At 68.6% G+C, this 22,611-nt stretch carries 24 protein-coding genes and 1 other RNA gene; 15 read left to right on the top strand and 10 right to left on the bottom strand.

All coding sequences use genetic code 11. From position 1 onward, the window contains the following. Positions 1-84: 84 nt before the first annotated feature. The 3 genes from Q8Q88_RS17800 to Q8Q88_RS17790 are packed head-to-tail and all read left to right on the top strand — an operon-like array spanning position 85 to position 2,943. Positions 85-1,227, top strand: coding sequence for an ABC transporter permease (locus tag Q8Q88_RS17800; RefSeq protein ID WP_305676522.1), 1,143 nt, complete (start codon positions 85-87; stop codon positions 1,225-1,227). Then, positions 1,224-1,973 (top strand): ABC transporter ATP-binding protein, encoded by a 750-nt coding sequence (locus Q8Q88_RS17795; protein WP_305676521.1) that lies wholly within the window; start codon positions 1,224-1,226, stop codon positions 1,971-1,973. Before Q8Q88_RS17800 ends, Q8Q88_RS17795 begins: the two co-directional genes overlap by 4 nt. 4 nt (positions 1,974-1,977) lie before the next feature. Continuing rightward, a complete protein-coding gene (locus tag Q8Q88_RS17790; protein WP_305676520.1) occupies positions 1,978-2,943 on the top strand; it encodes an HlyD family secretion protein in 966 nt (321 codons plus the stop codon). Between the two features lie 15 nt (positions 2,944-2,958). Here Q8Q88_RS17790 and Q8Q88_RS17785 read toward each other — a convergent pair whose 3' ends face one another. Next, a complete protein-coding gene (locus Q8Q88_RS17785; RefSeq protein WP_305676519.1) occupies positions 2,959-3,429 on the bottom strand; it encodes a hypothetical protein in 471 nt (156 codons plus the stop codon). Between the two features lie 147 nt (positions 3,430-3,576). Here Q8Q88_RS17785 and Q8Q88_RS17780 point away from each other — a divergent pair, with 147 nt between their 5' ends. Together Q8Q88_RS17780 and Q8Q88_RS17775 are read left to right on the top strand one after the other, a co-directional pair. After that, positions 3,577-4,482 carry an SDR family NAD(P)-dependent oxidoreductase gene (locus Q8Q88_RS17780; RefSeq protein ID WP_305676518.1) on the top strand — a complete coding sequence of 302 codons (906 nt, stop codon included), beginning with the start codon at positions 3,577-3,579 and terminating at the stop codon, positions 4,480-4,482. A 165-nt stretch (positions 4,483-4,647) separates the two neighbouring features. Beyond that, complete coding sequence (locus Q8Q88_RS17775) at positions 4,648-6,072, top strand: MFS transporter (RefSeq protein ID WP_305676517.1); 1,425 nt, start codon at positions 4,648-4,650, stop codon at positions 6,070-6,072. Between the two features lie 7 nt (positions 6,073-6,079). On the opposite strand, the gene Q8Q88_RS17770 is transcribed toward Q8Q88_RS17775, so the two are convergent. Together Q8Q88_RS17770 and Q8Q88_RS17765 are read right to left on the bottom strand one after the other, a co-directional pair. Beyond that, on the bottom strand, positions 6,080-6,457 hold the full coding sequence (locus Q8Q88_RS17770; RefSeq protein ID WP_305676516.1) for a putative quinol monooxygenase: 378 nt from the start codon (positions 6,455-6,457) through the stop codon (positions 6,080-6,082). A gap of 15 nt (positions 6,458-6,472) precedes the next feature. After that, complete coding sequence (locus tag Q8Q88_RS17765; protein WP_305676515.1) at positions 6,473-7,588, bottom strand: Mrp/NBP35 family ATP-binding protein; 1,116 nt, start codon at positions 7,586-7,588, stop codon at positions 6,473-6,475. Between the two features lie 123 nt (positions 7,589-7,711). On the opposite strand from Q8Q88_RS17765, the gene hflK reads away from it, so the two are divergent. The 4 genes from hflK to Q8Q88_RS17745 all read left to right on the top strand — a co-directional run bounded on the left by hflK (position 7,712) and on the right by Q8Q88_RS17745 (position 11,334). Further along, positions 7,712-8,896 (top strand): FtsH protease activity modulator HflK, encoded by a 1,185-nt coding sequence (gene hflK, locus Q8Q88_RS17760; RefSeq protein ID WP_305676514.1) that lies wholly within the window; start codon positions 7,712-7,714, stop codon positions 8,894-8,896. After that, positions 8,893-9,783 (top strand): protease modulator HflC, encoded by an 891-nt coding sequence (gene hflC, locus Q8Q88_RS17755; protein ID WP_305676513.1) that lies wholly within the window; start codon positions 8,893-8,895, stop codon positions 9,781-9,783. Before hflK ends, hflC begins: the two co-directional genes overlap by 4 nt. Beyond that, a complete protein-coding gene (locus Q8Q88_RS17750; protein WP_305676512.1) occupies positions 9,764-10,321 on the top strand; it encodes a GNAT family N-acetyltransferase in 558 nt (185 codons plus the stop codon). The genes hflC and Q8Q88_RS17750 overlap by 20 nt, the downstream gene beginning before the upstream one ends. A gap of 239 nt (positions 10,322-10,560) precedes the next feature. Then, a complete protein-coding gene (locus Q8Q88_RS17745; RefSeq protein WP_305676511.1) occupies positions 10,561-11,334 on the top strand; it encodes a S1C family serine protease in 774 nt (257 codons plus the stop codon). Between the two features lie 98 nt (positions 11,335-11,432). Here Q8Q88_RS17745 and Q8Q88_RS17740 read toward each other — a convergent pair whose 3' ends face one another. Next, on the bottom strand, positions 11,433-12,098 hold the full coding sequence (locus Q8Q88_RS17740) for an HAD family phosphatase (protein ID WP_305676510.1): 666 nt from the start codon (positions 12,096-12,098) through the stop codon (positions 11,433-11,435). A gap of 49 nt (positions 12,099-12,147) precedes the next feature. Continuing rightward, positions 12,148-13,041, bottom strand: a complete 894-nt coding sequence (gene serB, locus Q8Q88_RS17735) for a phosphoserine phosphatase SerB (RefSeq protein ID WP_305676509.1) — start codon at positions 13,039-13,041, stop codon at positions 12,148-12,150. On the opposite strand from serB, the gene miaA reads away from it, so the two are divergent. Together miaA and Q8Q88_RS17725 are read left to right on the top strand one after the other, a co-directional pair. Continuing rightward, positions 13,040-13,969 (top strand): tRNA (adenosine(37)-N6)-dimethylallyltransferase MiaA, encoded by a 930-nt coding sequence (gene miaA, locus Q8Q88_RS17730; RefSeq protein ID WP_305676508.1) that lies wholly within the window; start codon positions 13,040-13,042, stop codon positions 13,967-13,969. The genes serB and miaA overlap by 2 nt on opposite strands. Positions 13,970-14,140: 171 nt before the next feature. Next, positions 14,141-15,937: an acetolactate synthase 3 large subunit gene (locus Q8Q88_RS17725; protein ID WP_305676507.1), complete on the top strand. Its 1,797-nt coding sequence runs from the start codon at positions 14,141-14,143 to the stop codon at positions 15,935-15,937. Here Q8Q88_RS17725 and Q8Q88_RS17720 read toward each other — a convergent pair. Next, positions 15,934-16,170, bottom strand: coding sequence for a hypothetical protein (locus tag Q8Q88_RS17720; RefSeq protein ID WP_305676506.1), 237 nt, complete (start codon positions 16,168-16,170; stop codon positions 15,934-15,936). The genes Q8Q88_RS17725 and Q8Q88_RS17720 overlap by 4 nt on opposite strands. A 513-nt stretch (positions 16,171-16,683) precedes the next feature. On the opposite strand from Q8Q88_RS17720, the gene Q8Q88_RS17715 reads away from it, so the two are divergent. Beyond that, the gene (locus Q8Q88_RS17715) at positions 16,684-18,219 is read left to right on the top strand and encodes a M20/M25/M40 family metallo-hydrolase (RefSeq protein ID WP_305676505.1); all 1,536 of its coding nucleotides are present in this window, start codon (positions 16,684-16,686) and stop codon (positions 18,217-18,219) included. A gap of 7 nt (positions 18,220-18,226) precedes the next feature. Here the strand turns inward: Q8Q88_RS17715 and Q8Q88_RS17710 are convergent, their stop codons facing one another. Both Q8Q88_RS17710 and Q8Q88_RS17705 read right to left on the bottom strand, forming a co-directional pair. Next, positions 18,227-18,748 (bottom strand): DUF1993 family protein, encoded by a 522-nt coding sequence (locus tag Q8Q88_RS17710; protein ID WP_305676504.1) that lies wholly within the window; start codon positions 18,746-18,748, stop codon positions 18,227-18,229. Between the two features lie 92 nt (positions 18,749-18,840). Further along, positions 18,841-19,194 carry a nuclear transport factor 2 family protein gene (locus Q8Q88_RS17705; RefSeq protein ID WP_305676503.1) on the bottom strand — a complete coding sequence of 118 codons (354 nt, stop codon included), beginning with the start codon at positions 19,192-19,194 and terminating at the stop codon, positions 18,841-18,843. A gap of 205 nt (positions 19,195-19,399) precedes the next feature. On the opposite strand from Q8Q88_RS17705, the gene ilvN reads away from it, so the two are divergent. After that, complete coding sequence (gene ilvN, locus Q8Q88_RS17700) at positions 19,400-19,951, top strand: acetolactate synthase small subunit (RefSeq protein ID WP_305676502.1); 552 nt, start codon at positions 19,400-19,402, stop codon at positions 19,949-19,951. 10 nt (positions 19,952-19,961) lie between these two features. Beyond that, a complete protein-coding gene (locus Q8Q88_RS17695) occupies positions 19,962-20,819 on the top strand; it encodes a hypothetical protein (protein ID WP_305676501.1) in 858 nt (285 codons plus the stop codon). Positions 20,820-20,998: 179 nt separating this feature from the next. On the opposite strand, the gene Q8Q88_RS17690 is transcribed toward Q8Q88_RS17695, so the two are convergent. Both Q8Q88_RS17690 and Q8Q88_RS17685 read right to left on the bottom strand, forming a co-directional pair. Further along, positions 20,999-21,652: an aquaporin gene (locus tag Q8Q88_RS17690; RefSeq protein ID WP_305676500.1), complete on the bottom strand. Its 654-nt coding sequence runs from the start codon at positions 21,650-21,652 to the stop codon at positions 20,999-21,001. Between the two features lie 53 nt (positions 21,653-21,705). Next, the gene (locus tag Q8Q88_RS17685; RefSeq protein WP_305676499.1) at positions 21,706-22,287 is read right to left on the bottom strand and encodes an inner membrane-spanning protein YciB; all 582 of its coding nucleotides are present in this window, start codon (positions 22,285-22,287) and stop codon (positions 21,706-21,708) included. Positions 22,288-22,432: 145 nt separating this feature from the next. On the opposite strand from Q8Q88_RS17685, the gene ssrA reads away from it, so the two are divergent. Continuing rightward, positions 22,433-22,611: a transfer-messenger RNA gene (ssrA, locus tag Q8Q88_RS17680) on the top strand; the annotation flags it as partial.

Below are 22,611 nucleotides of genomic sequence, written 5' to 3'. Positions count from 1 at the left end.
AGCCTGCGGACGCCCGCCTTACCGTGATTTAACTTGGTTCGGCCCCTACGCGACGTCACACCCTGAGGTCCCTGGGAGGGACCCATGTCGCTGGCTCTGGCCACCTTGATCTACGAATGGCGCCGATATCTGGCGGCCGTGATCGCGCTCGCCTTTTCGGGCCTGCTGATCCTCGCCCAGGTGGGGATGTTCACCGGCATCGTGCAGGCCGCGACGGCCACCATCGACCGCTCGCGCGCCGACCTGATGATCATGCCGGCCAAGTCCGAAAGCCTGATCAATTCCGGGCCCTCGAGCCTGCCGCGTCGCATCGGCCCCCAGCTCTACCTGCACCCCCAGGTGGCGGAGGTCGCCAGCTTCGACGGCGGCGGCGGCCGCTGGATCAACCAGCCCACCGGCAAGCAAAAGCAGATCACCACCTTTGTGCAGGTGAACATGGTCGACACCGAGGTGGGCGCGCTCACCCTGCCCGTCGACTATCCCGAGAGCGTGCGGGTCGCGCTGATGGAGCCCAACGCCATCGCCATCGACCGCTCGGCGCTGGGCCGCCTGGGCGTGACGCTGGGCGACTCCGCCTCCCTGAACGGCAAGACGGTGCATGTTCGCGCCCTGCTCGACGGCTATCCCGACATCAACCAGGCCTCGGTGGTGGTCTCGCGCGACACCCTGCGACGCCTCGGCATGATGGAGAAGGGCGAGAAGACCGGGCCGCTGATGGTCCGCGTCAAGGACCCCGCCCAGGCCGAAATGGTTCGCGACCAGCTCAACGCCGACGCCAAGGGCGCCTATCGCGCCTGGACCCGCGCCGAGCTCGCCCAGGCCAATGAGGGCGCGCTGATGAAGGAACAGATCATCGGCATCTTCCTCGGCTTCTCGGTCTTCCTGGGCTTCCTGATCGGGGTGGGCATCACCTCCCAGACCCTGCGCGGGGCGATCCTGGCCAATATCAAGGAGTTCGCCTCGCTGAGGGCGCTGGGCGTCTCCATGGGCTCGCTGCGGCTGATCGTGCTGGAGCTGTCGTTCTGGGTCGGCTGCGTCGGTCTGGCGGCCACCGGGCTCTTCACCTTCCTGGTCGCCCTGCTGGCCAAGAACGGCGGCCTGCCCATGGGCTTCCCGGTTCCCTGGGTGATCGGAGTCGGAGTCCTGCTGATGATCATTTCGCTCGCCTCCGGCCTGATGGCCCTGGGCATCCTGAAAAAGAGCCAACCCGCGGACCTGCTGCGATGAACGCCCCCCATTCCGTCGCCATCCAGGGGACCGGCCTGGTCAAGCGCTTCAAGACCGGCCGGACCCATATCGAGGTGCTGAAGTCTGTCGACTTCGAGGCCCGTCACGGCGAGATGACCATGGTCATGGGTCCCTCGGGCTCTGGCAAGTCGACCCTGGTCGCCGCCCTCTCCGGGCTACTGAAACCCGACGCCGGTCAGGTGACCGCCATGGGCGAGGATCTCTGGTCCCTGCGCCCCGGCAAGATCGACCGGTTCCGCCTCGACCACTGCGGCTTCATCTTCCAGGGCTTCAACCTGTTCGGGGCGCTCTCGGCCCTGCAGCAGGTGACGACTATCCTGAAGTACAAGGGCTTCTCCCCCGAGGAAGCCCGCGACCGGGCCGCCGTGGCGCTCACCGAGGTGGGTCTGGGCGCGCGCCTCAACCAGCGGCCGGCCGAGCTTTCCGGCGGTGAGAAGCAGCGGGTGGCCATCGCCCGGGCGCTCGCCAAGGAGCCGCGCCTGCTGTTCGCCGACGAGCCCACCAGCGCGCTCGACGGCGAGAACGGCCAGATCGTCATCAAGCTCCTGCAGCGGGCGGCCAAGCAGCACGGCGCGGCCGTGATCTGCGTGACCCACGACCCGCGGCTGGAAGCCTATGCCGACCGCATCATCCACATCGAGGACGGCCAGATCCTGGACGACAGGCGCACCGACCACGCGCCCATCCACGCCATCGACCGCCACCCCGAGCTCATCGGAGCCTGAGACCATGTTCGCCTTCCTCAAGTCCCATCGCATCAAGCTGATCGTCTTCGTCCTCGCGGCGGTGCTGGGCGGCGGCGGGTTGGTCTATTCCGGCCAGGCCAAGGCCAAGCAGGAGGCCGCCGCCAAGGTCGCCGCGGCCAAGGCGCCCAAGAGCCCCTATGTGGCCATCGCCAACGGCAAGGCCGACGTGGAAGGCGGCATCATCCAGGTGGCCGCCCGCCGCGCCGGCATCGTGCGAGAGGTCCTGGTCCAGGAAGGCGACCGCGTCGTGAAGGGCCAGATCCTCGCCCGCCAGGAGGACGATGAACCGCGCCTGGCCGCCGCCCGCGCCGCCGCGGCGGTCCACCAGGCCCGCGCCCAGATCTCCATGCTCAACGTCCAGCTCACCACCGCCCAGCGCGAGCACGCCCGCCTGCAGGGCCTGGTCTCCACCAACTTCGTGGCCGGCCAGCGCATGGACCAGGCCGCCGACAAGATCCGCGAGGCCCAGGCCAATCTCGAGGCGCAGCGCGCCGCCGTGCTCACCGCCCAGGCGTCGCTGGAAGAGGCCCGCTACAACCAGGAACTGACCATCATCCGCGCCCCGGCCGACGGCCGCATCGCGCGGCGCTACGCCAATCCCGGCGCCGGCGCCTCGACGCTGAACGTCTCCAACATGTTCGACCTGGAGCCCTCGGCCCCGCGCATCGTCCGCGCCGAGATCGCCGAGAATTCGCTCGCCCACGTGTCCATCGGCCAGGCGGTGCAGATCTCCCCGGAGTCCGACCCCAAGAAGATCTTCAGCGGCACGGTGATGCGCCGCGCCGCCGTCTTCGGCGCCCGCAAGCTGCAGTCCGACGACCCCAGCGAACGCACCGACGACCGCGTGGTCGAGGTGGTGGTCAGCGCCGACAGCGCCCCCTTCCTGATCGGCCAGCGCGTGCTGGTGAAGTTCATGCGGCCCGGCGCGACGACACTCGCGGCGCGGTAGGTTGGTGGGCGCCGGCTAGGGCTCCACCCTGACCGTAACAAGCGCTCCATCCGGAAGAGCCTGAAGCTGAGCGTGGAGGCTTCCAGTGACTCCGAAGTGCTCTCGGCCGGTCATCGGGTTGAGGTTCGCGACTTCGTAGCGGCCTTCGCTGAAGATCGGCAAAGTCACGAAGCTGTAGCAACATCCGGGCTCCAAGCGCTTACCGGCGAGGCGGAGTTCCTCGACGAACCCCGGCATCAGCCAATAGTCCCCGTCGTCGCCTGCCAGGAGTTTCGAAAACGCGGCGGTGGACGGCGCCACCCGGACGAGCTCCGCCGTCCCGGTATTGAGCCACCAGACCTCGCCGTCGTCGTAGCGCACGAAGACATCACCCATCGCCGTGAAGAGCACCGGCTCAAATGGTTCGGTAAATCGCCAAGCCCACGCGGAGGCCAGCGCTGCCAGCGCATCGTCATCAGGTATGAAGGTCAGGTCGGCGAACGTCATGGCGGCTCCGTGTACCGAATGGGCCGCTGACCGGGGGTTCGAAATCAAGACGGGACAAGCAGGCTGACGAGCGACGCTTGACCTGCGCTTCGCCGAGCCGCACAACCCGGGCCGATTTTCAAACCCCTGTTCGGACGGGAGACTTCGATGGCGGACATCCGCTTTGACGGCAAGGTGGCGATCGTCACGGGTGCGGGCGGCGGTCTGGGCCGGCAGCACGCCCTGGAGCTGGCGCGGCGCGGGGCCAAGGTGGTGGTCAACGACCTGGGCGGTTCGATGGACGGTTCGGGCGGCTCCTCGGCCGCGGCCGACGCGGTGGTCGCCGAGATCAAGGCCTTCGGCGGCGAAGCCATCTCCAACGGCTCCTCGGTCACCGACGACGCCGGCGTCGCCCTGATGGTCAAGCAGGCCATGGACGCCTGGGGCCGCATCGACATCCTGATCGCCAACGCCGGCATCCTGCGCGACAAGTCGTTCGCCAAGATGGAGATGGCCGACTTCGAACTGGTGCTGAACGTCCACCTGATGGGCACCGTGAAGCCCACCAAGGCCGTCTGGGAGATCATGCGCGAGCAGAACTACGGCCGCATCGTGGTGACCACCTCGTCGAGCGGCATGTACGGCAACTTCGGCCAGGCCAACTATGGCGCGGCCAAGCTCGGCATCATCGGCTTCATGAACACCATCAAGCTCGAGGGCCAGAAGAACAACATCCACATCAACGCCATCAGTCCGGTGGCCGCGACCCGGATGACCGAGAACCTGATGCCCCCCGCGGTGCTGGAAAAGCTGAAGCCGGAATACGTCACCCCCGGCGTGGTCTACCTGGCGTCGGAGGAAGCCCCGACGGGCGCCATCCTGACCGCCGGCGCCGGCGCCTTCGCCATGACTCGCCTCTACGAGACCGAGGGCGTCTATCTCGGCGAGGGCGGCCTGTCGGTGGAGGAGGTCCGCGACAACTGGGCCAAGATCTCCGATCCCACCGGCCAGCAGGCCTATGTCAACGGCGGCGAGCAGAGCGGCAAGTTCTTCCGCAAGATGCAGGGCGGCTAGGCCCGGCTCCAGATTGTGCTTTCGGCGGGCGGCGGCTTCGAAAGAGGCCGCCGCCCGTTTTGTTTCCACGAATTCACTTGCGACCCCCTAGGTTATCGCGCGTAACCTGAGGACCTCGAACGCGCCCCCCAGAGGCGTGGCAGACCTCATGGGAGAAGCTCTACCTTGACCCAGGCCTCCAAGCCGCGATCCGGCCTCTTACCGCTGTCCACCGCCCTGGCCTTCGCGGCCACCAGCCTGCCGATTTCCGCCGTCGCCATCGCGGTCTCGGTCTATCTGCCCCGCCACTACGCCAGCCATCTGGGCGTCGACCTAGCCCTGGTGGGCGCGGCTTTCTTCATCGTGCGTATGATCGACATCCCCATCGACGGCCTGCTGGGCTGGACGATGGACAAGACCCGCACCGCCTGGGGCCGCTACCGGGTCTGGACGATCCTCGGCGCCCCGGTCCTGATGGCCGGCATCTTCTTCCTGTTCATGCCACCCGAGGGGGTCGGCCGCGGCTATCTGATCTTCTGGCTGCTGGTCATGTACCTGGGCAACTCGATCCTGACCCTGTCCCACGTGGCCTGGGCGGCGACGCTCGCCCCCCACTACAACGACCGCTCGCGGCTGTTCGGGATCATGACCGCCATCGGCGTCCTGGGCGCGGCCTCGGTCCTCGCCATTCCGATTATCAACGAGGCCATCGGAGCCTCGGACGCCGGCAATGTGGCGACCATGGGCTGGTTCATCTTCCTGCTGACCCCCATCGCCGCGGCCCTGGTGGTGTGGCGCACGCCCGAGAAGATCGCTCCGGAGGTCGAGGGCCACGCGTTCCGCCTGCGCGACTACGGCGCCCTGATCATGCGGCCTTCCTTCGCCCGGATTCTGCTGGCCGACCTCTGCCTGTCGCTCGGTCCCGGCTGGATGAGCGCCCTCTACCTGTTCTTCTTCACCGACAGCCGCGGCTTCACCACCGGTCAGGCCAGCATCCTGCTGGCGGTCTACATCCTGGCGGGCTTCGTCGGCGCGCCGCTGATGGGCCGCCTGGCCACCATGGTCTCCAAGCACCGCGCGACCATGGTCGCCACCACCGGTTACTCGCTGACCCTGGTCTCCCTGATGGCCATCCCGCAGGGCAACATGGCCATCGGAGTGATCCCGATGTTCGTGGCCGGCTTCTTCGCCGCGGGCTTCAACGTCCTGACCCGCGCCATGACCGCCGACGTCGCCGACGAGGTGCGCCTGGAACAGGGCAAGGAGCGGGCGGGCCTGCTCTACGCCATGACCGTCATGACCACGAAGATCGCCGGGGCCTTCTCCATCGGCCTGACCTTCTTCGTGCTCGACAAGGTGGGCTACATCGCCAAGGAGGGCGCGGCCAACACCCCCACGGCGATCCACAATCTGGAGCTCGCCTACCTGATCGGCCCGGTGGTCTTCGTCATGCTCGGGGGCGCCTGCATGATCGGCTACAAGCTGGGCGCGGTGCGGCACGCCGATATCCGCCGCCAGCTCGACGAGCGCGACGCCCTCTATGACGAGGCGCCGATTATCGAGAGCGTCACCACCGAGGCCGCCACGGTCACCCCGGCCGGACGAACCTAGGGTTCGGTCAGCGGACGCCGGCCACCGGCGTGGTTTCGAACCGGTGGCCGAACCCGGCGATGATCGGGCGCGCCTTGGCGATGGCGGCCTGGACGGCGGGCAGCTTCAGCGAGGCGGTGTGGCTCGCCTTGCCGTCCCAGACCTCGGTGATCCAGATCGCGTCGGGGTTCTCGCTATCGGTGGCGACCACGTAGCCGAGGCAGCCCGGCATGGCGTCCGTGCCTTCGGCGAGGATCGCGACCAGCGCGTCACGGTTACCGGGCGTGGCCATCATCTGGCCGATCAGTCCGTACATCGGCATGGTTTCCTTCGCCGCGATCGGCAGCGGGACCGCCGCGAGCGCCAGGGCCGCGCCCGTCAGGTTCACGATGTCGCGGCGGTTCATTGCTTGCGTCATATCCTAGGTCGTGAGCGCCTTTGCCGCCGCCAGGAACGCCCTGGCCGCGGCGCTGTCCGGCGCCGTCGCCACCAGGGGTTCGCCCTCGTCGCAGGCCCGGCGCAGGGCGATTTCCAGGGGGATCTCCGCCAGCAGCGGCACGCCCAGCCGGTCCGCCTCCGCCCGCGCTCCGCCCGTCCCGAAGATCGGGATCGGCGCCCCGCCGGCCGGGTCGGCGAACCAGGCCATGTTCTCGATCACGCCCAGGATCGGGGTGGCCGTTTTCTGGAACATGGCCGCGGCGCGGCGCGCGTCGATCAGGGCGATCTCCTGCGGCGTGGAGACGATCACCACCCCGTCGGTCTTCAGCTTCTGGATCATGGTCAGCTGGATGTCGCCGGTGCCCGGCGGCAGATCGACCACCAGCACGTCCAGCGGTTCGGCCTCGGACCCCCAGGCCACGTCGTGCATCATCTGGCGCACCGCCGAGGAGGCCATGGGCCCGCGCCAGATCATCGGCGCCCCCTCGTCCACCAGGAAGCCGATCGACATCACCTTCATGCCCCAGGCCTCCAGGGGCTGCAGCTTGCCGTCCATGAAGGCGGGCTCGCCGTCGATCCCCAGCATGCGCGGGGCCGAGGGGCCATAGACGTCGGCGTCCAGCAGGCCCACGCGCAGCCCCTGGGCGACGAAGGCCGCCGCCAGGTTGACCGCGATGGTCGATTTGCCCACCCCGCCCTTGCCGCTGGCGACCGCGATCACCCGGCGGACATGGTCGGGACGCGCGGCGTCGACGGGCGGACCGGGCGCGGCCTGCGGATCGTTGGAGAGCCGAGCGCCCTTGCGCACCCGGGTGACGCCGGCGGCCGGCGGGGCCGGCGCCTCGGCCTCGGCGGTCAGCACCACCTGGGCCTTCAGCACGCCGGGCACGGTCGATAGGGCGGCCTGGGCGGCGTCGCGCACCGGCGCATAGAGCGCGGTCTCGGAGACGGGCACCTCGAGCATGAAACCCGCGCGGTCGGGGCCGATAGCCAGTCCCCGCACGAGGCCCGCAGCCGCCAAGCCCTTGCCGGACTTCGGATCGGTGACCCGATCGAGTGCGGCCAACACGGCGCCACGTTCCGGAGCTTGCGGCTTCATATCGCCCTTTGGCTTGCTTTAACCTGCGTAGGGCCACATATCCGGCTGACAGCGCTGGTTTACAAGCCCGAGCACGGGCGAGACGACGCGGCCGCGCCGAGACGAAAGCAAGACGACGCGACCATGCCTTGGAATGACAACGCCAACCCCGGTCCCTGGGGCGCTCCGCCGCCCAATGACGGCGGCGACGGCAAGAAGCCACCAGGCCCCCGCAGACCCCTCGGCGGCGGCGGCCCGCGCGGACCGCGCCGGCCCGACGGCCCCGAGCTGAACGCCGCCCTCGAACGGCTGCAGCGCCAAATCCGCGACTTCTTCGGCGGCCCCGACGGTCAGGGAATCCGTCCGAGCGCCGTAGCGGCCGTGGCCGGCGTCGGCTTCGGCCTCTGGGCGCTCTCGGGCGTCTATATCGTCGAGCCGAACGAACAGGCGGTGGTCACCACCTTCGGCGCCTATTCGCGCTCGGAAGGCCCCGGCATCCGCTACCACCTGCCCGCGCCGATCGAACAGGCCGAGAAGGTCGCCGTGACCTCGCTCAACCGCCTCGACATCGGCGGCGTCGGCGAGAGCGACGTTCCCGAGGAAAGCCTGATGCTCACGGGAGACGAGAACATCGTCGACCTGGATTTCAGCGTCACCTGGCGCGTGGCCGACGCCAGCAGGTACGTCTTCACGCTTCGCGATCCCGACGTGTCGGTGAAGGCCGCCGCCGAGAGCGCCATGCGCGAAGTCATCGGCAAGTCGCAGCTGCAGCCGATCCTGACCACCGGCCGCGGCCGGGTGCAGGTCCAGACCGCCGAACTGATGCAGCGGACCCTGGACTCTTGGGGCGCCGGCATCAGCGTCGTGGAGGTCCAGATCCGCTCCGCCAATCCTCCGAAGGAAGTGGCCGCGGCGTTCCGGGACGTGAACAGCGCCGGCCAGGACCAGGAATCGGCCCGCAACGAGGCCAACACCTACCGCAACCGGGTGATCAATGAGGCCAAGGGCGACGCCGCGCGGCTCATCCAGTCGGCCCAGGGCTATCGCGAGCAGTCCGTGCGCGAGGCCACCGGCGACGTGGCCCGCTTCGACCAGATCTATACCGAATATCGCCGCGCCCCGGGCGTGACGAAGGAGCGCCTGTACATCGAGACCATGCAGCGCGTGCTCGCCAACTCGAACAAGGTGGTGATCGACGGCAAGGGCGCCAGCGCTCCCATCATCCTGCCGCCCGACGTCTTCCGTCCGCGCAGCAGCACGGCGCGCACGGCTCCCGTGGAAGCCGCGGCCCCGCCCGCGGTCGCCGCCGTTCCGGGAGCGACCCGATGAACCGCAGCCTCACCGTCCTGGGCGCGATCGCCTTCGCCGTCCTGATCACCCTGTCCCAGACCTTCTTCATCGTCGATCAGCGCAAGCAGGCGGTGATCGTGCGCCTGGGCGAGCCCGTGCGGGTCATCAACGCCCCCGGATCGCCCGCCCCCGGCCTGAAGATCAAGGTCCCGTTCGCCGAGAACGTGGTGCTGTTCGAGAAGCGCAACCTCGCCATCGAGGCCGCCCAGGAAGAGATCACCGCCTCCGACCAGAACCGCTTGGTGGTGGACGCCTTCGTGCGCTACCGGATCTCCAATCCACTGCTCTACTACCGCACCCTGCGCGACGAGCAGACCGCCAGCGACCGCATCGAGCGGCTGGTGAACTCCTCCCTGCGTCAGGTGCTCGGTTCGGCCACCGCCCCCGAGATCATCTCGGGCCGCCGCGGCGCCCTGATGGCCCAGACCAAGGCCGATGTCGCCACGCGCGCCAAGTCCTCGCGCCTGGGCATCGAGATCATCGACGTGCGCATCAAGCGCGCCGACCTGCCCCCGCAGATCCAGGAGTCGGTCTACCGGCGGATGCAGACCAGCCGCCAGCAGGAAGCCGCGCGCATCCGCTCACAAGGCGAGCAGGAGAAGCGTGAGATCATCGCCGGCGCCGACAAGGAAGTAGCCATCACGCTCGCCACCGCCCGCCAGGAGGCCGAGACCACTCGAGGCGAGGGCGACGCCCTGCGCACCCGTTTGTTCGCCCAGAGCTATGGCAAGGACCCCGCCTTCGCGGCCTTCTATCGCTCCATGCAGGCCTATGAGGCCTCGCTGGGCCAGGGCGACACCACCATGGTCCTGTCCCCCGGCAGCGCCTTCTTCAAGTACTTCGAGCGTGGCCCCAACGCTCGCTAAGGCGACCCTCGTCGCCCCCGCGCTCACCTACATGCCCTCGTTCATCGACGCGATGCGCGAGGGCTTTTCGCGCGACACCCTGCGGCCGGAAACACTGGAGACCATCGCCGCCGTGGCGGCCGATCCCGCCGCCTATGTGGCCAGCTTCGACAATCCGCCCAGCCACATCACCCTGCCCGACGGCAGCCAGGGCGAGGCGGCGCCCGCCACCACCCTCTGGTGCGTCGAGGGCGAGACCTTCCTGGGCTCGATGGGGATCCGCCACCGGCTGAACGCCAATCTCGAACAGGTGGGCGGCCATGTGGGCTACGCGGTGCGTCCGTCGGCCAGAGGCCGGGGCCTGGCCACCGCCATGCTCGGCGAAACCCTGGATTGGATCGGCGACAACCTGCCGTTGAGGCGGGTTCTGCTGACGGTCAACGCGCTGAACCTCGCCTCCATCCGCGTCATCGAGAAGAACGGCGGGGTGCTGACTGGCCAGGTCCCGCACCTCTGGCATCCCGGCGAGACCGCCCTGCACTACTGGATCGACATCTAGCTCGAGGGACCCGCCATTCCCGCTCGTCATGGCCGGGCGTAAGTCCCGGCCATCCATGATCTCCGACACCGTGGGTTTATCTGCGGACTCGGTGTTCATGGATCCCCGACACGCGCTCCGCGCGGCCGAGGATGACGAGCCTGGGGCTCACGCCTTCACGGCGAGGATTCCGCTCAAGGGGGAACCAAGCTGCAGCTTGAGGCGCTTTGGCGGGAGCCAAATCGTCCGGAGTATCCCCGATGCGCACCCAACAGCTCCTCCTCGCCGCCGCGGGCGCTATCGGCCTGGTCATCCTCATCCTGGTGATCGTCGCGTTTTCGCGCGGCGATGGTGACGGCGCCGCCCGCGTCAAACCCGGCGTCGGCTTCGTGAGCGCCGTCGAGAAGGCCCAGGCGGCCACGGTGATGCTCAGCGTCTCCGGCGGCGGCGAAGCCATGCCCATGGGATCGGGCTTCGTGGTCACCACCGACGGCCTGATCGTCACTGCGGCGCACGTCACCGGCGGCATGCCGGTGGTCAATGCGGTGTTCGCCGACGGCAGCGTCGCCCGCGCCGAACTGGTCGGGACCGACGACACGGTCGACGTGGCGGTGTTCCGCACCACCCCCGGCAAGCCGATGAAGGCGCTCTCCTTCGCCGACAGCAACCTGGTCCGCGCCGGGCAGCCGGTGGTGCTGATGGGCGCGCCCTTCGGCCTGGCCGGCACCGCCACCTCCGGGATCGTCTCGGCGGTCAACCGGCAGATCGGACGCCCGGCCAGCCCGGTGGGCGAGGCGCGGTTCGCCGACGGCGCGCTGCGTGGACCCGTGGTGGCCTATATCCAGACCGACGCGGCCCTGACCTCCGGCGGTTCCGGCGGCCCGTTGCTCAATGTGGCGGGCGAGGTGATCGGCCTGGCCACCTCCCGCGAGAGCCGCGGCGATCCAGGCGCGGGCCTCTCCTTCGCCATCCCGTCGAACGTAGTGAAGCAGGTGGTGGAGCGGTTCAAGACGCCGCCGGCGCCGGCCGCCTAGAGAAAAATCCGATCTGATTGGATCGGATTTTTCTCAAGCCTCTTTGAATTTAGACCATTTTCTTCGCCAACCCGGCGTCCACTTCGGCGGAAAATGGTCTAGCGCGAGGCCCGCACCAGGGCCTCGACCTCGTGCAGGTCGCGGGCGATGCGGACGCAGAGCGTGTGCATCTCCTCGGTGGGGTCGAGCAGGTCCGGCACCATGATGGTCATCATGCCCGCCGATGAAGCCGCGCGGACGCCATTGTGGCTGTCCTCCAGCGCCAAGCAGTCCTGCGGCGCCACGCCCAGGGCCTCGGCGGCCTTGAGATAGGGGTCCGGCGCCGGCTTGGCGCGGGCGTAGTCCCCGCTCGCCATGATCGCGTGGAAACGGTCAAGCAGGCCGTGGCCGCCGATGTGGTGGTTCACCGCATCTCGACCCGACGAGGTGGCGATGGCCCGCGGCAGGGCCAGCTCGTCCAGCAGATCGAGAATCTCCAGGACGCCGGCCTTCAGGGCGACCTCGGCCTCGGCCAGTTCGTGGAAGCGGCGGACGGTTTCGACGCGGAACGGCTCCGGCTCGAAGCCCGCCCCGTAGTGGGCGCTGAGAATCTCGGCGTTGGCCTGCCACGAGAGCCCGATCAGCTGCAGGAAGAGCTCATTGGGCAGCTCCCGCCCCGCATGAAGGGCGGTGGCGATCATGGCCTCGCGATAGACGACCTCGGTGTCGACCAGCAGGCCGTCCATGTCGAAGACGACGGCCTTGGGGGTGCGGGGCAAGCTCATGGACCTCCCCTAGCGGACTTCGCCCGCTCCGGCGAAATCAAACCCGGCTTCAGTCCGTAACGAACTCGTCGCTCCGGTAGCCCTGGAAGTGGAGCAACGCCGTCAGGTCGGCATGGTCGATCTTGGCGTCGGCCTGGGCGGCGACGATCGGCTTGGCGCGATAGGCCACGCCAAGGCCGGCGGCCTCGATCATCGCCAGGTCGTTGGCGCCGTCGCCGATGGCCAGGGTCGCGGCCATGTCCAGGCCCAGGGTCGCGGCCTCCTCCTTCAGCGCCGCCAGCTTGGCCTCGCGCCCCAGGATCGGCTCGCCGACGGTCCCCGCCAGGACGTCGCCGGCCTCGATGAGGGTGTTGGCCCGATTGGCCTGGAAACCCGCCGCCTGCGCCACCCGCGAGGTGAAGAAGTTGAACCCGCCCGAGACCAGGAAGGCCTCGGCCCCGTTCGCGGTCATGGTCCGCACCAGGGTCCGCGCCCCGGGGTTGAGCCGCACGCGCTCGTCATAGGCGCGCTGCAGGTCGGCCAGGGGCAGACCCTTCAGCATGGCCACCCGCTCGCGCAGGGCCGCCTCGAAGTCCAGCTCGCCGCGCATGGCCCGCTCGGTGATGGCCGAGACCTGGGTCTTCACCCCGGCGAAATCGGCCAGTTCGTCGATGCACTCGCAGCCGATGATCGTCGAATCCATGTCGGCGATCAGCAGGCGTTTCTTCCGCCCGTTCCAGGGCTGGACGCAGATGTCGATGGGCCAGGCGGCGAGCGCGGCCTCGGCGGCCGCGCGCACCGGGCCGATGGCCTGCGCCTCCACCAGCAGATCCACGGCGCCCAGGCCCAGGATCCGGGGCTCCTTGACGCGGGCGTGCGCGCCTGCGAGCGCTGGGGTCAAGGTGGCGACGGCGAGCGAGGCCGCGTCTGGGTCGGGACTGACGAGGGTAAGGGCGATCTGCATGGAGCCCCGCATCTGGCTGATCGCCGGGCCCACGGCAAGCGGCAAGTCGGCGCTCGCCCTGCGTCTGGCCCAGGCGATCGGGGCTGAGATCGTCAACGCCGACGCCCTGCAACTCTATGCCGACCTGCGCGTCCTCAGCGCCCGCCCGTCTCCCGAGGAAGAGGCCCAGGCGCCCCACCACCTGTTCGGAATCGCCGACGCCGCCGACGGCTGGTCGGTCGGCCGCTGGGTCCGCGCGGCGAGCGAGGTGCTGGACGAAATCGCCGCGCGCGGGCGCCCCGCCGTCGTGGTCGGTGGCACCGGGCTCTACTTCAGCGCCCTGACCCTGGGCCTGGCCGATATCCCCGCCATCCCGACCGCGGCGCGGGACCAGGCCCAGGCCGAGTTCGAGACCCTAGGCGAGGAGGCCTTCCGCGTCCAACTGGCGGAACGCGATCCCGCCGCCGCCGCCCGCATCGCCTTCGGCGACCGCCAGCGCCTGGTTCGCGCCTGGGAGGTGTTCGCCGCCACCGGGACAGCGCTCAGCGACTGGCAGGGCCAGACCAGGCCCGTTCTGGCCGCCGAGGCCTGGCGCGCCGTCGCCCTGGAGCCGCCGCGCGAGGCGCTCTACGCCCGCTGCGACGCGCGGCTGGCGGCCATGATCGGCCAGGGCGCGCTCGAAGAGGTGGCCGCCCTCGCCGCCCGCAACCTCTCGCCCGACCTGCCGGCCATGAAGGCCCTGGGCTACCGCGAACTGGCCGCCCACCTTCGCGGCGAGACCAGCCTGGAGGCCGCTATCGCCGCCGCCCAGCGCGAAACCCGCCGCTACGCCAAGCGCCAATCGACCTGGCTACGGGGACAGATGACCGGCTGGCCGCGCATCGACGCCGTGGCGGCTGAAGACCAATGGGGGCAGTTTCTTGCGCTCCACCCCGTCTTGACGCCCTGACGGGGGCATGGCATGACGCCGTCCAATCCTTTCGGAGAACGCGCGTGCGCGAGATTCTTGTACTCCCCGAGCGACCCGTAGCGGCCTGACCTCGTCGTCAGCCCGTCAACGGTCGCTTGCACCAGGCCCCTCGCGGGCCTTTTTTAATGGCCCAACCAAGGTCCCGCCGAAATGACCGCCCACCAGACCATCGAAGCCGAAGCCACGATCGAAACCCTGACCGGCGCGGAGATCGTCGTCCGCTCGCTCATCGATCAGGGCGTGGAGGTGCTTTTCGGCTATCCAGGCGGCGCGGTCCTGCCGATCTATGACGCGCTGTTCTCCGAGCCGCGGCTGCAGCACGTCCTGGTCCGCCACGAGCAGGGCGCGACCCACGCGGCGGAGGGCTACGCCCGCTCCACCGGCAAGCCCGGCGTGGTCCTGGTCACCTCCGGCCCCGGCGCGACCAATGCGGTCACCGGCATCGTCGACGCCCTGATGGACTCCATTCCGCTGATCGTCATCACCGGCCAGGTCGCCACCCACCTGATCGGCACCGACGCCTTCCAGGAATGCGACACCATCGGCATTACCCGGCCGATCACCAAGCACAACTACCTGGTCAAGGACGTGGCCGACCTGCCGCGGATCATGCACGAGGCCTTCCATATCGCCACCTCGGGCCGGCCGGGGCCGGTGGTCATCGACATCCCCAAGGACGTCCAGTTCTCCAAGGGCGTCTATCAGGGGCCCAAGGACGTGGTTCACGCCCACGACTATCGCCCGCGCACCAAGGGCGATCCCGGCAAGATCGCCGAGGCCGCGGCCATGATCGCCGGCGCCCGGCGCCCGATCCTCTACACCGGCGGCGGGGTCATCAATGCCGGCCCGCGCGCGGCCGAGCTGCTGGCCGAGTTCGCCAGGCTGACCGGCGCGCCGGTCACCTCCACCCTGATGGGCCTGGGCGCCTTCCCGGCGTCCGATCCGGCCTGGCTGGGCATGCTGGGCATGCACGGGTCGTTCGAGGCCAACAACGCCATGCACGATTGCGACGTCATGATCGCCATCGGCGCGCGGTTCGACGACCGGGTGACGGGTCGCTTGGACGCCTTCGCGCCGACCTCGAAGAAGATCCACATCGACATCGACGCCTCGTCGATCTCCAAGAATGTCCGGGCCGACATCGGCATCGTCGGCGACGCCGGCAGCGTGCTGGAAGACCTGATTGCCGCCTGGAAGGGCCGCAACCTCGCCACCGATAAGACGGCCATGGACGACTGGTGGCGGCAGATCGAGGCGTGGCGCGCCCGCCAGTCGTTCCGCTACAAGCCCGACGCCAAGCTGATCAAGCCGCAGCACGCCATTGAGCGGCTGTACGAGCTGACCAAGCACCGCGAGACCTTCATCACCACCGAGGTCGGCCAGCACCAGATGTGGGCGGCCCAGTACTATCACTTCGACAAGCCCAACCACTGGATGACCTCCGGCGGCCTGGGCACCATGGGCTACGGCCTGCCGGCCGCGGTCGGCGTGCAGATGGCCCACCGCGACGCCCTGGTCATCGACATCGCCGGCGACGCCAGCGTCCAGATGACCATGCAGGAGATGTCGACGGCGGTTCAGTACGGCCTGCCGATCAAGATCTTCATCCTGAACAACGAATGGATGGGCATGGTGCGCCAATGGCAGCAGCTGCTGCACGGCGAGCGCTACAGCCACTCCTATTCGTCCAGCCTGCCGGACTTCGTGAAGATGGCCGAGGCCTTCGGCTGCCTGGGCCTGCGCGCCGAGCATCCCGACGAGCTGGACGCCAAGATCGTCCAGATGGTCGACTATGATGGCCCCGTCCTGTTCGACTGCCGGGTGACCAAGGAAGAGAATTGCTTCCCCATGATCCCCTCGGGCAAGGCCCACAACGAGATGATCATGGCCGAGGAAGCCCGCGACCTGGGCTCGATCATCGACGACGCGGGCAAGCGGCTGGTCTAGGGCGCGCCTTGGATTACGTCGGCGGGCTTTCTCGCCTGCTTGTCGGCCGCGACGCCTTCGGCCGCTTCTACCGTCGGTTCGGACGAGCCTCTTTGACTCTCAACGAGCAACGCGGTGACCCCACCGGCGCTCAAGTCCAAGCCAGCTCGATAGTTGCGGGTCATTTTCGCGAAGTAGGCTCCCGTCCCCCAGCACTGGAACTCAACGGTGCAGTCAAAGGTCTTGCCGCTCAAGCTCGGGGCGCCTCCAATTGGACAGACCGCGCCAGCGGCGATTGCGCGCTGTCGGACGCTCCGCGCGTCTCCAAGCGGCACTAGCAATGCATTCAGGCCCGGTGTGATTGGCGACTGCTTTCCGACCTTCCCGGCAAGAATAATGGCAATAGGCGAGAGCTTGGCCGGGCAGACCTTGTCGCCGGGTCGAGGCGGCCCCCTCATTGGCGGAATGATGAGCCAGAGGCTCAAAGCCGCCGCTGCCGCGCATCCAAGCACAAGTACTCTGACTGGCGTTGAAACGTGCATGCCCGGCAGCGCCTTCTGGTTGGAAAACGCCCTGATCGTGCAGTCCTTCGATCAACCGGCGGTTAAGTGACGGCAACTGGTGCATGCCGAGACGGCCCCGGCAACTCTGACCCAATTCAGACATGTCGCTGGCCGTGCCCAAAGAACGGCGATCCGTCGGCTTTGCTTGTCGGGCGGCGAATCTCGACGTCCTAATCCTTGCGCTCAAATCGCCGAGGGACTGGGATGTCGAACGATCAGATGGGCTCCGGCCCGATCCACAACCGCCGCGCGCTGCTGGCGGGCGGAACCGCGGCCGCCCTGTTCGCGCCCGGCCTGAGCTTCGCCGCCAGCGGCGATCTCGCCGCCATCCGCAAGGCCGCCGAGGCCGGCTACGACGCCTCGGTCAAGCGCATCCAGGAGTGGATCGCCCTGCCCTCCATCGCCGCGGAGAACCGCGACATGGACAAGGGCTGCGACTACATGATGGCCCTGGCCAAGGACGCCGGCTTCCAGCACATCGAGAAGGTCACCACCGACGGCCATCCCGGCGTCTTCGCCACCCTGGACGTGGGCGCCAAGCGCACCATCGGCATCTACTTCATGTACGACGTGAAGCAGTTCGACCCGGCGGAGTGGAGCTCCCCGCCGCTGGAGGCGCGGATCGTCGACAAGCCCGGCTTCGGCAAGGTGATCGTCGGCCGCGGGGCCGTGAACCAGAAGGGGCCGGAGGCCACCTTCCTGGCCGGGCTGCACGCCATCCGCGCCGCCGGTAAGAAGCTGCCGGTGAACATCGTCCTGGTCTGCGAGGGCGAGGAGGAGATCGGCAGCCCGAACTTCCGCCAGATCGTCACCAAGCCCAACGTCCTGGCTGCGCTCAAGACATGCGAAGGCGTGGTGATCCCGGCCGGCTGGCAGAGCCCCAGCAATGGCGGGGTCAGCGTCAACCTGGGCGCCAAGGGCATAGCCGAGCTCGAACTGGTCGCCAGCGGCGCCAAGTGGGGCCGCGGGCCCAAGACCGACATCCATTCCAGCGAGAAGGCTCGGGTGGACAGCCCCGCCTGGCGGCTGGTCCAGGCCCTGCAGACCCTGGTCACGCCGGACGGCAACACCCCCGCGGTGGACGGCTATTTCGAGAAGGTCCGGCCGCTCACCGCCCGCGAGAAAGAACTGCTGGCCATGGCGGCACAGCAGCTCAGCGAGGCCGACGCCAAGAAGGCGCTGGGCGTCGACCACTGGATCGACGACCTGGCCTGGGACAAGACCCTGGAGCGCCTGGCCTCGCAGCCGACGATCAATATCGAGGGGCTGGTCTCGGGCTATATAGGCCCCGGCGGCAAGACCATCCTGCCCGGCCGGGCGGTGGCCAAGATCGACACCCGGCTGGTGCCCAACCAGACCATGGCCGACTCCGTGGCCAAGATCCGCGCCCACCTGGACAAGCGCGGCTTCCAGGACATCGAGGTCGATGTCACCGGCGGCTACGACCCCACCGAGACCGACGAGAACAGCCGGCTGATCAAGGCCGAGATCGCCACCTACAAGCGCCTCGGCGCGGCGGTGACCGTCTATCCGCGCCTGGCGGGGTCCTGGCCGGGGGCGGTGTTCACCTCACCGCCCGTCAGCCTGCCGGCCGGCCAGTTCGGCCTGGGCCATGGCAGCGGCGCCCACGCGCCCAACGAGTACTACGTGGTGGAGTCCAGCAATCCCAAGGTCGAGGGCCTGGTGGGCGCGACCATGAGCTATGTGGACTTCCTCTACGAGATCGCCGCGATCAAGTAGGGGCGGCTCAGGCCTTGAGCCGCAGCTTGCCCATATAGTCGCGCTTGCCGAGCGGAACGCCTTTCGACCGCAGGATGTCGTAGGCGGTGGTCGCGTGGAAGTGCAGGTTCGGCATGGAGAAGGACAGCAGGAAGCCCTCCACCGTGAACGGCATCTTCCGCTCGCCGAACTGGAAGGCCATGTCGCGACCTTCCAGGGCGTCGACCTCCGCCGGCGTCAGCGCCGTCAGCGCGGCGATGGCGTCGGCGACCAGCTTCTGCAGGTCGGCGTAGCTCAAGGGCGTCGTCGGCGAGGCCGGTGAGAACACGCCGGCCTTCACGCCTTCCATGGCGCCGCGCGAATGGTGGGCGACCGAAAAAACCTGGAACGCGAAGGGCGCCATGTCCGGGAACAGCCGGGTGTCGACGATCTCCTGCGGGTCGATCCCGCTATCCTGGCAGTGGGCCAGTCCGCGCTCGAGGAACCCGGACACGCCACCCAGGGTTTGCAGGAACGAGACGACGGTCGCGTCGTAGAGTGAAATCGCCATGGGGTCCCCGGGCTTATGGTTCAGCTAGCCGGAAACGGACTTAGGGCCCCGGCAGGCGAATACAAGCGACCTCGCCCCTCCAACCCCCACCCTCAGTAAAAGAACCGCTCCTCGGCGATCTTGCCGTCGCGGACCGTATAGACCCCGACCTCGTCCATCTTCATGCGCTCGCCGCTGGCCTTCTGGGTCAGGTCCATCTTGAAGCGGACCGCAAACTGGTCGCCGTTGACGTAGGGACCCTCGACCTCCGAGGAGTGGACCTCGTGGTTGGCGGCCCACCATTCGCCCTTGCCGCGCACGCCGTCCTTGCCGCGGATCTCGGCCATGTCGCCGGGCATGGCCTCATAGCTGGCCACGTCGTCGGCCCAGTACTTCTCACCGGCCTCGTCGAACTTGCCTTCCTTGCAAAGGGCCACCAGGTCGTTGGCGATGTCTTGCGTGCTCATTTTTCGGCCTCCTGGAATGGATCGGGAACGGCGCCGTCGCCTGGCGAGGCCACCGGAAGAACATTGTTCGCTCCAATCCGCGGCGTTCGCAAGTGAAATGTTTCTGTTTTGTTCTTGTCACATCGGGGCCGCGGAATAAGCCTCAACCTTGCCGCAGGGCCACGCATGTGAGAGGTCGTCGGCGACCCGAACGAGACGCATCGCCATGACCACCGACGCCCAGCCCGCCTCCGTCTACGACCTCGCCCACGAGGAAGAGGCCGAGAACCTCGCAACCTTCGCCATCCTGGTGGACAACGAACCCGGCGTCCTGCACCGGCTGGTCGGGCTGTTCGCCGCGCGCGGCTACAATATCGAGAGCCTGACGGTGGCCGAGACCGACCGCCGGGCCCACACCAGCCGCGTCACCATCGTCACCCGCGGCGCGCCGCACGTGCTGATGCAGATCGAGGCCCAACTCGAGAAGATGGTCGCCACCCGCCACGTCCAGGACGTGACCCGCGACCCCAACGGCCTGGAGCGCGAACTGGCCCTGGTGAAGGTCAAGGGATCGGGCGCCGAGCGGGTCGAGGCCCTGCGCGTCTCCGACATCTTCCGGGCCAAGGTGATCGACACCACCCATGAGAGCTTCGTGTTCGAACTGACCGGGGCGCCGTCGAAGATCGACAGCTTCGTCGACCTGATGCGACCACTGGGCTTGGTGGAACTCTCCCGCACCGGCGTGCTTTCCATCACCAGGGGCGCGCAAGCCATGTGAGGAGGGCTGCGTGGTCCGACCGACCGTACTGCTCCCCCTGCTGCTGACGATCCTGGCCGTTCCGGCCCTGGCCCAGGACCCGGCCGCGCCCGGCGCCGACTGGCCCTATCCGCCGCCCGACCCCAAGACCTGGTGGGACGACAAGCGGCCCAAGCTCCCCGAGGCCGCCGATCCCCTGGCCGGCCGCCGGCTCGGCCGCGGCGACCGCCTGGTGGCGGTCGACAATGGCTATGACCCCCTGCTCTACCGCCTCTGGGGCCTGCAGCCCCTGCAGAACCAGATCCTGTTCGGCGGCGAGATGATCCTGGAGGTCGCCGTGCGGCCGACCTCCTCCCCCCGCCAGACCCTGATCCGCGTCACCGTGCGCCGGACGGGCGACGTCTTCGTCCAGGGCCGGGCCGGGCTGGGCTGCTGCGAGGCGGGCATCGCCCGGCGGGTCGGCTTCGACGCCCAGGCGCCGGCGGACTCCGCGGCGCGCCTCCTGGCCCTGCGCGACCATCCGATCTGGAACGCGCCGCGCGAGGTGCGGGTCGACGACGGCTCCGGCGCGGCCGACGCCCTCTGCGTCGACGGCACCTCCTACGACCTGACCCTGATGGTCCCGGGACGGTCGCGCGCCATCCGCCGCGCCTGTGACAGCGCCGAGGTGGGCGAGGCCGCCGATATCCTGGAGGCCGTGTTCGGCCTGGCGCTGGGCCACGAGCCGCGCTTCGACGTGATCTGGTCCGGCGGAGCGGACTTCTCCGCCACGCGCCGGGCCTATCAGGGGCTGATCGCCGACGGCGGACGGCTGAAACCCGCGCCCAACGCCCGGCCCCAGCCCACCGCCTTCGAACCGCCGGCGGCGGAGCCCGAGAACCCGAACTAGATCCTCCCCCCAGCGCGCAGCGCGGTTTGGGGGAGGTGGATCGATGCGTAGCGTCGAAACGGAGGGGGCTTCATCCACCGCGGGACGAGTCAAAGTCCCCTTCAGTCAGCGGAGTTCATCCTCGGGCCGACCTCTAGTCGGACCCGGGGGCTGACAGCTCTCCCAGGAGGGGAGCATCTTTAGCGCAGCACCTTGAAGCGGTAGAGGAGCGCGCCCAGCACCGCGCCCGCGGCCGGGGCCACGAAGAACAGCCAGAGCTGCGACAGGGCCTGGCCGCCGACCAGCACCGCCGGTCCGAAGCTGCGCGCCGGATTGACCGAGACGCCGGTCACCTGGATGCCGACGATATGGATCACCGCCAGGGTGATGCCGATGGCCAGTCCCGCGAAGCCGGCCGGCGCCCCTTCGGAGGTCGAGCCCAGGATGACGATGACGAACAGGGCGGTCATCACCACCTCGAAGATCAACGCCGCCTGCATGGAAAATTCGCCGAGATAGCCCGGGCCCCAACCGTTCTGCCCGAGGCCGCCGGCCAGTCCGGCGATGGCCGCGAGGATTCCGGCGCCGGCCAGGGCGCCGAGGAACTGGGCGATCCAGTAGAGCGCCATGTCGCGCAGACCCATGCGGCCGGCGACGAAGGCCGCCAGGCTGACCGCCGGATTGACGTGGCAGCCGGAGATCGGGCCGATCCCGTAGGCCATGGCGACGATGGCGAAACCGAAGGCGAGCGCGACCCCGAGTTGCCCGACATTGTCGGCCCCCAGAACCGCCGCGCCGCAGCCGAACAGGACGAGCGTAAGCGTACCGATGAACTCAGCGACGAACTTCTGCATGGATCAGCCTCCCCTGGTTGTATGGGGAAGCTAACCCGTGGTTGCGACCGCTCCTAGTGCGCCGGTTCGAGGGCCGGGCCGCCCGACCGGAGGTGGCGACGGGCGATGTGGCGGAACAACAGATACTGGCCGGCGAACAGGGCGATCTTCGAGATCGGCGACCACGCCGCCATGGCGCCGGCCGCGGTCTTGGGATCGAGGGTGAGGGCCAGGGCCAGGTTGAGCGCGGCGCTCACGAACATCAGCCCGGCCCAGATATAGCCCGCGCCCGTGACCAGCCTGGCAGGGATCCGGCCGACGGAGATCGGCGGCATGTAGCGGTTCATCCAGCCCCGCTGCAGCATGGCCGCGCCGATCACCGCATAGATGATGGTCGGTTTGATCAGGATGAAGCGCGCGTCCTGGGTCAGCAGGGTGGCCCCGCCCATCACCAGGACCAGGCCCAGGCTTGCCCACTGCATGGCGCTGATGGTCGATCCGCGCAGCTTGAGGACCGCCACCTGGGCGATCCCCAGGGCCACGCCGAGCGCGGTGGCCAGCATCACGTTCCCGGTGGCGGCCAGCACGCCGTAGAACAGGAAGGTGGCGGCCATGTCGATCAGGAGGGGGCGGGCGGCGTGCAGAAGCGGGCTCATGTTCAGGGTCCTCTGGGGGCGTGGAAAGGTCGGCCAAAGGCTAGCCGAAAGCCTTATGCGGCCCCGAATCCGTTGGCGAAGGCCGCGCGGCGACTGGCGAAATCGCCACGTCCGTCCGCGCTTCGCGAACGGCGGAATTCCATATGTTCTTCAAAACCTAACCCATCGTCCCTATATTGGGCCTGTCGGGCCTCGGCCCGACTATGGAGATAAACGCGCACGTAATAAGCGGACTGGACCCGGGTGCGATTCCCGGCGGCTCCACCAATCTTCCCCCGGAGTTATCGCCGGAAAGTGCGGGGCCGATCAGCATCGACAGACGTG

The organism is Phenylobacterium sp., assembly GCF_030697925.1.
Lineage (GTDB): Bacteria > Pseudomonadota > Alphaproteobacteria > Caulobacterales > Caulobacteraceae > Phenylobacterium.
The sequence above is the reverse complement of the archived record's forward strand: the minus strand, read 5'-3'. Positions and strand labels throughout refer to the sequence as shown.